Here is an 11,293-nt window from a genome sequence, read left to right as displayed (position 1 = left end):
AATAATTCAGAAATATTAGAAAATTTATTCGATTTATAGTTGAACATTTTTAATGTAATTGTTAGAATACTATCTAAATACAATTATTTTACCGCTTTAAAGTAATATAATTAAGTATAGTAAAATTTATTGAGGTGAGTATGAATGTCTACAAAGTTAGAACAATACAGAGAAGAGATAATTTCAATTAATAATCAAATTCTAGACTTATTATCAAAAAGAGGGGAATTAGCTCAAAAAATAGGAGAAGAAAAAATTAAGCAAGGTACTAAAGTTTATGACCCTCAACGAGAAAAAGAAATGATTAATGAATTAATGGATCGTAATAACGGACCATTTAATGATAATGTAATTAAACAATTGTTTAAAGAAATCTTTAAAGCGTCTACTGATTTACAAAAATCAGAAAATGAAAAACACTTATATGTTTCAAGAAAATTAAAACCGGAAGATACAATTGTAAAATTTGATAACGGTGGAGTTATTGGTGATGGAAATAAATCATTTGTATTTGGTCCATGTTCTGTTGAATCTCAAGAACAAGTTGATGCAGTAGCTCGTGATTTACAAGCCAAAGGTGAGAAATTCATTAGAGGCGGTGCATTTAAACCAAGAACATCACCATACGATTTCCAAGGATTAGGAATTGAAGGGCTTAAAATATTGAAAAATGTTAAAGATAAATTCAATCTTAATGTTGTTAGTGAAATTGTAAATCCAGCTGATTTCGAAATTGCTGATGAATACTTAGATGTCTTCCAAATTGGTGCAAGAAATATGCAAAATTTTGAATTACTTAAAGAAGCTGGACGTACAAATAAGCCAATCTTATTAAAACGTGGTTTATCAGCTACTATTGAGGAATTTACATTTGCAGCTGAATACATTGCTTCTCAAGGTAATAAAAATATTATTCTATGTGAACGTGGTATTCGTACTTATGAAAAAGCTACTCGTAATACACTTGATATTTCTGCCGTACCTATCTTAAAACAAGGTACTCACTTACCAGTAATGGTAGATGTTACACATAGTACAGGACGTAAGGATATTATGTTACCGACTGCAAAAGCAGCACTTGCAGTGGGTGCAGACGGAGTAATGGCAGAAGTACATCCAAATCCATCAGTAGCTTTAAGTGATAGTGGTCAACAAATGGATTTAAATGAGTTTGATAAATTTTATAATGAATTAAAGCCATTAGCTGACATGTACAACTCTAAACAACTTAAATAAAACATCATCCTTTAATTTACTAGCTATTCATTTTACTAAAATTTAGGGCAATATAGAAAGTTTTATATTTAACTTCTATATTGTTCTTTTTTAGTTAAAACGAATAGTTTTATTTTGATTTTATTAAATCTATTAACTAAAATTTGACACAATTGTGAATATAAGTCTTATATATTTGACACATTACCAATTTATGATAAACTTTGAAAATGAAATGAAAACACGTAATAATAATAAATGAAACGCTTACAAGGAGGAAATTATGACGGTAACTATATATGATGTAGCTAGAGAAGCTCGTGTATCTATGGCAACTGTATCACGAGTAGTTAATGGCAATCAAAATGTAAAACCAGAAACACGTAAAAAAGTAAATGATGTTATTCAAAGATTAAATTATAGACCAAATGCTGTTGCAAGAGGACTAGCTAGTAAACGTACAACTACAGTAGGCGTTATTATACCCGATATCTCTAATATTTATTATTCTCAACTTGCTAGAGGTATTGAAGATATTGCAACAATGTATAAGTACCACTCTATCATTTCTAATTCAGACAATGATCCAGAAAAAGAAAAAGAAATTTTTAATAATTTGTTAAGTAAACAAGTAGATGGCATTATCTTTTTAGGTGGTACAATTTCTGATGAAATCAAAGATTTAATTAATCATTCTTCAGTTCCAGTAGTAGTATCTGGAACAAATGGTAAAGATGACAATATCGCATCTGTTAATATCGATTTTGCTAAAGCTGCCAGAGAAGTTACAGAACAACTTATTAAAACAGGCGCAAAAGATTTTGTACTTGTAAGTGGAGATTATTCTAAAAAGGCTCAAGAAGATGTACTAAGTGGTTTAAAGGATGCTTTAAACAAACATCAATTAAAGTTAAATAACACTATAGAATTATCAGGTTCAGAAAGCTATAAAGACGGAGTGAATGTCTTTGAAAAATTAAAAAATAATTTGCCTGATGCTATATTATCTATTAGTGATGAACAAGCAATTGGTATTTTGCATAGTGCTCTTGATGCTGGAATAAAAGTTCCAGAAGAACTACAAATTGTTAGTTTTAATAATACGCGTTTGGTAGAAATGGTTAGACCTAAACTATCTAGTGTCATTCAACCATTATATGACATCGGGGCAGTAGGTATGCGTCTTCTTACTAAATTTATGAATGAAGAAGACATTGCAGAACCTAATGTAGTTTTACCACATAGAATTGAATATCGAAACACTACTAATTAAAGTAATGTGAAAAAAAGGATAAAATCAAAATTTTATCCTTTTTTAATATATAAGTTACTATAATAAAATTATGTAAACCCTTTTAATATTGCTAAATTGATTATAAATAAAATTAAATTTTTGTAAACGCTATCAAGTATTCGACATATATTTATTTGTTAGTTATTATAAAGTAGTAAGATGGTTTGGTAGTTATTTCTAAATATCTTATTACATAAAATTTATTTTAAACAAGGGGTTGAAATAATTTGGCACATTTATCAGATTTAGATATTGCTAATCAATCAGAATTAAAATCAATTGGAGACATTGCGAAAAAAGCAGGAATACCTGAACATGCTTTAGAGCAATATGGACACTACAAAGCTAAAATTGATATTAATCAAATTCAATCAAGAGATGAAAAAGGTAAAGTTGTCTTAGTAACTGCAATGAGTCCTACACCAGCTGGTGAAGGTAAATCAACTGTCACAGTAGGCTTAGCTGATGCTTTTAATGAGTTAAATAAAAATGTTATGGTTGCTTTGCGTGAACCTGCTTTAGGGCCAACTTTCGGAATTAAAGGTGGCGCTACTGGTGGGGGATATGCGCAGGTTTTACCTATGGAAGATATTAATTTACACTTTAACGGTGATTTCCATGCAATTACAACAGCGAATAATGCATTATCAGCATTTATAGACAATCACATTCATCAAGGTAATGATTTAGCAATTGATGTACGTCGTGTTGAATGGAAACGTGTACTTGATATGAATGATCGTGCATTACGTAATGTCATCGTTGGGTTAGGTGGACCAACTAACGGTGTTCCACGTGAAGATGGTTTCAATATCACTGTAGCATCTGAAATAATGGCGATTTTATGTTTAGCTCGTAATATTAATGATTTAAAAGAAAAAATCAGTCGTATTACAGTTGGTTATACTCGTGAACGTAAACCAATTACTGTTGCAGACTTAAAAGTTGAAGGCGCTCTTGCAATGATACTTAAAGATGCAATTAAACCTAATTTAGTACAAACTATTGAAGGAACACCAGCACTTGTACATGGTGGGCCATTTGCTAATATTGCTCATGGTTGTAACTCGATTTTAGCAACTGAAACTGCACGTGATTTGGCAGATATTGTTGTTACAGAAGCAGGCTTTGGTTCAGATTTAGGCGCTGAAAAATTTATAGACATCAAAGCACGTGAAGCAGGCTTTGAACCTTCTGCAGTTGTCCTAGTAGCTACTGTTCGTGCGTTAAAAATGCATGGAGGTGTTGCTAAAGATAATCTAAAAGAAGAAAATGTCGAAGCAGTTAAATCTGGTATTGTTAATTTAGAGCGTCATGTTAATAATATTAGAAAATTTGGAGTAGAACCTGTGGTTGCTTTAAATGCATTTGTACATGATACTGAAGATGAGACTGAAGCAGTTAAAGCTTGGGCTAAAGAAAATAATGTACGAATTGCCTTAACAGAAGTATGGGAGAAAGGTGGTAAAGGTGGCGTTGATCTTGCTAATCAAGTTCTTGAAGTCATCGATCAACCACAAGAATTTAAATTCTTGTATGATTTAGATCAATCATTAGAAGAAAAAATTGAAACAATTGTAAAAGAAATCTATGGTGGTTCTTCAGTAACGTTCAGTAAAAAAGCAAAAAGACAATTAAAAGAATTTACCGACAATGGATGGGGCAAATATCCAATCTGTATGGCTAAAACACAGTACTCATTTAGTGATGATGCAACCGCTTTAGGCGCACCAACTGATTTTGATATAACTATCAGAGAATTAGAAGCTAAAACAGGCGCTGGATTTATTGTTGCATTAACAGGTGCAATTATGACAATGCCGGGATTACCTAAAAAACCAGCGGCATTAAACATGGATGTCACTGATGAAGGTCATGCAGTAGGATTATTCTAATTTAGATTAAAGAAAAAACGTTTGAGACTTTTACTGTCTCAGACGTTTCTTTGTTTTACCAACAAATTTCATCATTTTGTTGGTAAAACTGCATGTGAAAAGACAAGTAATTTAGCGGCAAAACCAATTAAAAGACGAATTTCAGGTAATTTAAATGATATATCGATATTTTGTGTTATTACTATCATACATTTATTTTAAAAGTCTTTTAAATTCAATACTCATAAACTATTTAAATTAATATAAAGTGCGATAAAAGATATTGATTGATTCATTGAGGCTTAGTTAATAAATGATCATAAATAGTATATTGTTTTGCCTGTTGATATGTCTTTTTAGTAATTACCCCTTCCACTAGCATTCGTTTTAATACATAATGCTGACGGTCAATACTAATTTTAACTTCGTTATAAGCCTTCAAATCACCATTATTTTCATACGGTGTATACGTATAAGGACTTTGCAATAAGCCAACAAGATAAGCGGATTGTGCAACATTTAACTTGGAGGGGGGAACGTTAAATAAACTATAGGAAGCAGATGCAATTACAGTTATATTTGCACCATTATAATCGCGTCCAAACGGTACAATATTTAAATATGTATAAATAATTTCATTTTTAGATAATATTTTTTCAAGACGCATCGCTAATATAATTTCATTTGCCTTACGACTATATGTTTTTTCATTTGTTAAGACTTGATTCTTTATTAATTGTTGTGTAATTGTACTTCCGCCAGAACGAGAATTTAAACTTAAAACATCTTGTATCATTGCTCTTATTAACGCTTTTGGTAAAATTCCATCATGTTTAAAAAATAATGTGTCTTCAGAAGATATTAATGCTTTAATTACGTTTGAATTTACATGTTTTGGACCTACGATGAGAGAGTTTTGAGAATGATCATACTCAGTTAAAATATTTTTATCGTGATTCAAAATCTCATCACCTGAAAAGTGTAGTACGCGGTGTTTCAATTCAGTATCACTTATATTTGAAGCTTCTTGAGTAAGATGATGAAAATAAGTAGCAGTACCAAGAACAATAAGTATAGAACCTAAAACTATAATACTCAAAAGGCCTACCATAATATGTTTTATAAATTTATAATTTTTTTCAAACGTTTTAAATTGAATATCTTTAAATAATAATTTCATGGTAGTCCTCCTCAAATTAAATACAGTATATCATATCTAGCATATTTGACTTTTAGAAGAGGTTTTTTTATAATTATTATCAATTCAATATGTATTGAATAAGAGGAGAAGTAATATATAAATTAACTTAACAGAGAGTTAGTGGATGCTGTGAACTAACATGTGTTTATATATGAATACACCTCATACTTATTTATTCAACGTTTATTAATGAGCGTATCATTAATAGAGTAAACAATTCTATTTGAATTGTTAAGTATGGTGGTAACGTGCATAAGCGCCCTTACATTGTTGTGAGGGTGCTTTTTTATTTAATAAAAATAAATTTTATAGGAGGATATAACTATGTCAAATGCATTACTAGAAGAATTACAATGGAGAGGTTTAATTTATCAACAAACTGATGAACAAGGTATTGAAGATTTATTAAATAAAGAACAAGTAACGTTGTATTGTGGTGCAGATCCAACTGCTGATAGTTTACATATTGGTCATCTTTTACCATTTATGACATTACGTCGATTCCAAGAACATGGTCATCGTCCAATAGTACTTATTGGTGGAGGCACTGGTATGATTGGAGACCCATCTGGTAAATCTGAAGAACGTGTATTACAAACTGAAGATCAAGTAGCAAAAAATGTTGAAGGCTTAAGCGCTCAAATGCATAAACTATTTGAATTTGGTACAGATAAAGGAGCCGTACTAGTTAATAATAAAGACTGGTTAAGTCAAATTTCACTAATAAGTTTCTTACGTGATTATGGTAAACATGTAGGTGTCAATTATATGCTAGGTAAAGATTCAATTCAATCACGATTAGAAAATGGAATTTCATATACAGAATTTACGTATACTATTTTACAAGCAATTGACTTTGGCCACTTAAATCGTGAACTGAATTGTAAAATTCAAGTTGGTGGTTCTGATCAATGGGGTAATATTACAAGTGGTATTGAGTTAATGCGACGTATGTATGGTCAAACAGAAGCTTATGGTTTAACTATTCCATTAGTGACAAAGTCTGATGGTAAAAAGTTTGGGAAATCAGAATCTGGAGCTGTTTGGTTAGATGCTGAAAAAACAACACCGTATGAATTTTATCAATTCTGGATTAATCAATCGGATGAAGATGTTATTAAATTCTTAAAATACTTTACATTCTTAAGTAAAGAAGATATTAATCGCCTTGAACAATCTAGAGATGAAGCACCACATTTACGAGAAGCTCAAAAAGCACTTGCTGAAAATGTAACAGAATTTATTCATGGTAAAGAAGCACTTGATGATGCAATTAGAATTTCAGAGGCATTATTTAAAGGTGATTTAAAATCTTTATCAAGTAAAGATATCAAAGCAGGGTTTAAAGAAGTACCTCAAGTTGAAGTTTCTAAAGCAACAACTAACATTATTGATGTTTTAATTGAATCTAGAATTGCTTCCTCAAAACGACAAGCAAGAGAAGATGTAAACAATGGAGCAATTTATATTAATGGTGAAAGAGAACAGTCTGTTGATTACAACTTAACTGATGAAGATAAATTTGATAATGAATTTACAATTATTCGCCGTGGTAAGAAAAAATACTTCATGGTAAATTATAAATAATCTTATCTGAGAAGAATATATTGAAAACGAGGTTAATCCATTATTTTGGATTAACCTCGTTATTTATTATCGAATAAATTGACTATTATTATCTTCAGAATTATATGATTGCGAAGATATTGATTTTTGATTTTTAAGAGTGACTGATACGTCTTTAGTTTTACCATCACGTATAACAGTCAACTTCACGGTTTCACCTGGCTTTTTATTTTGATATAAGTACGTTCTTAGATCGGTATCATCATCTACTTTTTTACTATCTACTTTAGTAATGATATCGCCAACTTTTAATTCACTAGAGTGGCTAACTTTTGCAATATACACACCAGTATCACGATCAGTTTTTAATTCTTTTTTATAAGAATCTGGAATATCACTTAAGTTAAGTAACCCTATTCCAATTGAAGGACGTTCTACTTTACCATGTTTAACGAGTTGTTCAATTGTAACTCTTACTTCATTACTTGGGATTGCAAAACCAATACCTTCAACTTGGTCAGCAGCAATTTTCATTGAATTAATACCTACTAAATTACCATTAACATCTACTAATGCACCACCAGAGTTACCGGGATTAATTGCTGCATCTGTTTGTAGCACATTTACTTTAGTTCCACCAGAAGTGGTATTAGATTCAATTGTACGTTCATTTGCAGAAATAATACCTGATGTTACTGAGTTAGCAAATTCTAAGCCAAGTGGGTTACCCATTGCGAAAACACTATCGCCAGTTTGAACTTTAGAAGAATTTGCGAATTTCATTGCTTTAATTCCTTTTTGAGAATCGATTTTTAAAACTGCAATATCTGAAACTGCATCTGTACCTACAAGCTTTGCTTCTACTTGTTTACCGTTATGTAATTGTACTTTAATTTGTGATGCACCATCAATAACGTGATTATTAGTGACGATATAAGCAGAATTGTTGTTAATTTGATAAATAACACCAGAACCGATACCGGCTTCTTGTGCCTTAGTTGATTTACCTTGTAATAAATCGTCAAAACTTGTTGCCTTTTGCATATTGATGACACCTACAATAGCAGGAGAAACATCTTTGATCATGGCATTAACCGATTTATATTTATCACTTTTACCGTCTAACACATTGCCACCTTTATCATTCGTAGCCTGTTGGACTTGAGATCCACCACTATTTGAATCATCTCCATTCATAAGTCGATTAACTCCTAAAACAATTAATGCTCCTATGATACCAGCGATTAGAGCAATAATAATAATTCTAAACCATGGAAACTTCGGTTTAGGTGGACGTGAATGCTGATAATCGCTGGATTGAAAATATTGATTATATTCTGTCATATTAAACCTCCGTATATATTTTAACCATTATCTCAATTATGAAGAAAATATTTAAATATTTCTAGTAAATAGCTATCAGTCTTAAGATGTATCTTTTAAAATCTTGTTCACGTGATAAGTTAATGATAAAATCGACTAAGTGTAGAAACTTAGAAGTAGGTGACAAAATGTATAAATTTATTAGTAAATTTTTAGAATTAATAATCGTAAAAACGGCACGTTCATTACACATTGTAGGTAAAGAGAACATTCCTAAAGATAGTAAATATGTTGTGACTTGTACCCATGAAAGTTATAATGAAGTGATTTTATTAGGATTAGCTTTAATTCCAAATGAAATTCATTATATGGCTAAAAAAGAATTATTTAGTAATAAATGGGGTGGCAAATTTTTAAGATCTTTAAATGCTTTTCCAGTAGATCGAGAAAATCCGGGACCTAGTACGTTAAAACAACCTGTTAAATTATTGAAAGATCATAAAACAGTAGGTATCTTCCCAACAGGTCATAGAACTTCAGTTGAAGGCGCGCCTTTAAAACGTGGAGCTGCAACGATTGCTATGTTAGGTAAAGCACCAATCTTACCAGCTGCTTATGTTGGACCAACGAAGTTACATGGTTTAGTCACTGGTCAAGCGATGATTAAATTTGGTAAACCTATTTATCAATCTGACATACCTAAAGATTTAAAGCGTAACGAAAAAATTGATTTTCTAACTAAAGAAATAGAAAGACGTACAGCACAGTTACAACATGAACTTCATCTTATTCAAGAACGTCTTTAATAGATATTGATAGCATTATTCATCAGAAGATTTTCTAAATAGAGAATCTTCTTTTTTTATAAATAATTGATAAATGGATGATAGGAGTACCATGAGTGAAAATGACAGATTTTAAGAAATCTATTTTCCGTTAGTACCATATATTACCTAACGTATTGTTCTTGTTATTTTGTCTTTAATCATTTTTATTTAGTCAATGCGGAAAGATTATTTAATAAAAAAATAGATTTGAAGTAAAATACCAGTTAATTATCTCAATCAATAATAAAAATCATTTATAATATCTTATTAAATATATATACGTTTTAATCTTTATTGGTTAAAGCGTATCTTTTTTATTTTGTCATCACATTGTCTATTTATATAAAATAAACATATAGCGTAACCGCTTACAAATATGGTAGATTATATATTGGACTAAATACATAAAAAATATAATTTTTAATAAATAAAGGAGGATAAAAGATGTTTAAATTCTTTCAAAATCTCGGAAGATCGTTAATGCTCCCTGTAGCAGTTTTACCAGCAGGAGCAATCATAACTGGGATAGGTAACTTACTATATGCACTTCATGTTCTTCCCACAGTAGCCATGTTCTTTTCAATTGTAGGAACAGCTATTTTAGGACAATTAGGATTAATTTTTGCTATCGGTGTAGCTATTGGTATGGCTAAAAAGAACGATGGTGCCGTTGCTTTGGCAGGTGCGTTAGGATATGCCATGGTAACGAAAGTATTAAATCCAGAAAATGTGGCTACGTTATTTAATATAAAAGAAAAAGCAGTTAACTTAGGCTTTACAAAAATGGATAATTCTAATGTATTTCTTGGTATTATTATCGGGTTAATTGCAGCATATTCTTTTAATAAATTTAGTGAAGTTGAATTACCTATGGCCTTGTCATTTTTTAGTGGTAAAACCTATTATGACTGTATTTTTTAGTACTATATTAGCAGTTATACTATTATTTATTTGGCCTATGGTCTTTTCAGGCATTGTTGCATTTGGAGAATGGTTAGTAGGTTTTGGTTCATTCGGAGCATTTTTATATGGTGTCTTTAATCGACTACTTATTCCTACTGGTTTACATCATGCATTGAATGCAGTATTTTGGTTCGATACAGCAGGAATTAATGATATTGGTAAATTCCAAACAGGTGTAGATGCAGTAAAAGGTATAACAGGACGTTATCAAGCAGGTTTCTTCCCAATTATGATGTTTGGTATACCAGCAGCAGCACTTGCAATGTATCACAGTGCTGAGACAAAGCAACAAAAGCAAGTATGGGGATGGTTTTTAGCAAGTGCTATTTCAGCCTTTGTAGTAGGAGTTACAGAGCCAATTGAATTTGCATTTATGTTTGTTGCACCTGTACTTTTTATCATACATGCCTTATTAACAGGGCTTTCATTATTTATTGCATCTCTATTTCAGTGGACTGCGGGATTCTCATTTAGTGCAGGATTAATTGATTATGTTTTATCACTCATTAATCCAGTCGCTAATCACCCTTTAATGCTATTAGTTCAAGGTATTGTATTCTTTATTTTATATTATGTTATTTTTAGAATTATGATTAAAGTATTGAATTTAAATACAATAGGACGTGGTGATAACTTACTAGCTGATCCAATAGTAGAAGAAACGACAACTATAGATAAATCAAAAAGTGGAAAATATCATCAACCAGCTACACAAATATTAGAAGGTTTAGGTGGAAAATCTAATATCGATAGTTTAACAAACTGTGCTACACGACTTCGTTTAGAACTAAAAGATAATACGATTATTGATGAACAAAAAATTAGAAATGCTGGAGCTGTTGGGGTGACGAAAAATGGCCACCATTCAACACAAGTAATTATTGGTACACATGTTCAACAAGTAGCAGATGAAATTGAAAAACAGATGAAATAATTCAACAGAAACAATAAAAGCGACATTATATGTCCAAATCATTTGTTACACTATAGTCCTATTGATAAATATTATTTATATAAAAGAGCTAATGCT

Annotated in this window: 8 protein-coding genes and 1 pseudogene; 6 read left to right on the top strand and 3 right to left on the bottom strand. The window is 30.8% G+C overall.

Annotated features, from left to right (window positions below):
* Positions 1 to 144 precede the first annotated feature (144 nt).
* The 3 genes from BDW25_RS10305 (at position 145) to BDW25_RS10295 (ending at position 4,404) form a co-directional block, all read left to right on the top strand.
* Entirely contained in the window at positions 145 to 1,236 is a 1,092-nt protein-coding gene (locus BDW25_RS10305) for a bifunctional 3-deoxy-7-phosphoheptulonate synthase/chorismate mutase (RefSeq protein ID WP_002448300.1), read from the top strand.
* 262 nt (positions 1,237 to 1,498) lie between these two features.
* Positions 1,499 to 2,488, top strand: a complete 990-nt coding sequence (ccpA, locus tag BDW25_RS10300; protein WP_049335900.1) for a catabolite control protein A — start codon at positions 1,499 to 1,501, stop codon at positions 2,486 to 2,488.
* 248 nt (positions 2,489 to 2,736) lie between these two features.
* Entirely contained in the window at positions 2,737 to 4,404 is a 1,668-nt protein-coding gene (locus BDW25_RS10295) for a formate--tetrahydrofolate ligase (RefSeq protein WP_002448301.1), read from the top strand.
* Between the two features lie 71 nt (positions 4,405 to 4,475).
* Here the strand turns inward: BDW25_RS10295 and BDW25_RS10290 are convergent, their stop codons facing one another.
* Both BDW25_RS10290 and BDW25_RS10285 read right to left on the bottom strand, forming a co-directional pair.
* Complete coding sequence (locus BDW25_RS10290; protein ID WP_002448298.1) at positions 4,476 to 4,592, bottom strand: hypothetical protein; 117 nt, start codon at positions 4,590 to 4,592, stop codon at positions 4,476 to 4,478.
* Positions 4,593 to 4,675: 83 nt separating this feature from the next.
* Complete coding sequence (locus BDW25_RS10285) at positions 4,676 to 5,563, bottom strand: transglycosylase domain-containing protein (RefSeq protein ID WP_133945540.1); 888 nt, start codon at positions 5,561 to 5,563, stop codon at positions 4,676 to 4,678.
* Between the two features lie 345 nt (positions 5,564 to 5,908).
* Here BDW25_RS10285 and tyrS point away from each other — a divergent pair, with 345 nt between their 5' ends.
* Positions 5,909 to 7,171 (top strand): tyrosine--tRNA ligase, encoded by a 1,263-nt coding sequence (gene tyrS, locus BDW25_RS10280; protein WP_133945537.1) that lies wholly within the window; start codon positions 5,909 to 5,911, stop codon positions 7,169 to 7,171.
* A 66-nt stretch (positions 7,172 to 7,237) separates the two neighbouring features.
* On the opposite strand, the gene BDW25_RS10275 is transcribed toward tyrS, so the two are convergent.
* On the bottom strand, positions 7,238 to 8,494 hold the full coding sequence (locus tag BDW25_RS10275) for a S1C family serine protease (protein WP_002455201.1): 1,257 nt from the start codon (positions 8,492 to 8,494) through the stop codon (positions 7,238 to 7,240).
* A gap of 167 nt (positions 8,495 to 8,661) precedes the next feature.
* On the opposite strand from BDW25_RS10275, the gene BDW25_RS10270 reads away from it, so the two are divergent.
* Together BDW25_RS10270 and nagE are read left to right on the top strand one after the other, a co-directional pair.
* Complete coding sequence (locus BDW25_RS10270; protein WP_133945535.1) at positions 8,662 to 9,279, top strand: lysophospholipid acyltransferase family protein; 618 nt, start codon at positions 8,662 to 8,664, stop codon at positions 9,277 to 9,279.
* A gap of 465 nt (positions 9,280 to 9,744) precedes the next feature.
* Positions 9,745 to 11,197 (top strand): annotated as a pseudogene (gene nagE / locus BDW25_RS11175) (N-acetylglucosamine-specific PTS transporter subunit IIBC).
* The last annotated feature ends 96 nt before the right edge of the window (positions 11,198 to 11,293 follow it).

Origin of the sequence: Staphylococcus sp. AtDRG32 (assembly GCF_004365845.1) — a bacterium.
Taxonomy (GTDB): Bacteria; Bacillota; Bacilli; order Staphylococcales; family Staphylococcaceae; genus Staphylococcus; species Staphylococcus hominis.
Note: the sequence above shows the minus strand (reverse complement) of the source record. Positions and strands in the feature narration are given on the sequence as shown.

Bases quoted from the DNA above. Each gene is read 5' to 3' on its own strand.
- BDW25_RS10305 (WP_002448300.1), top strand. From the start codon at position 145: ATGTCTACAAAGTTAGAACAATACAGAGAAGAGATAATTTCAATTAAT.
- ccpA (WP_049335900.1), top strand. From the start codon at position 1,499: ATGACGGTAACTATATATGATGTAGCTAGAGAAGCTCGTGTATCTATG.
- BDW25_RS10290 (WP_002448298.1), bottom strand. From the start codon at position 4,592: ATGATAGTAATAACACAAAATATCGATATATCATTTAAATTACCTGAA.
- BDW25_RS10285 (WP_133945540.1), bottom strand. From the start codon at position 5,563: ATGAAATTATTATTTAAAGATATTCAATTTAAAACGTTTGAAAAAAAT.
- tyrS (WP_133945537.1), top strand. From the start codon at position 5,909: ATGTCAAATGCATTACTAGAAGAATTACAATGGAGAGGTTTAATTTAT.
- BDW25_RS10275 (WP_002455201.1), bottom strand. From the start codon at position 8,494: ATGACAGAATATAATCAATATTTTCAATCCAGCGATTATCAGCATTCA.
- BDW25_RS10270 (WP_133945535.1), top strand. From the start codon at position 8,662: ATGTATAAATTTATTAGTAAATTTTTAGAATTAATAATCGTAAAAACG.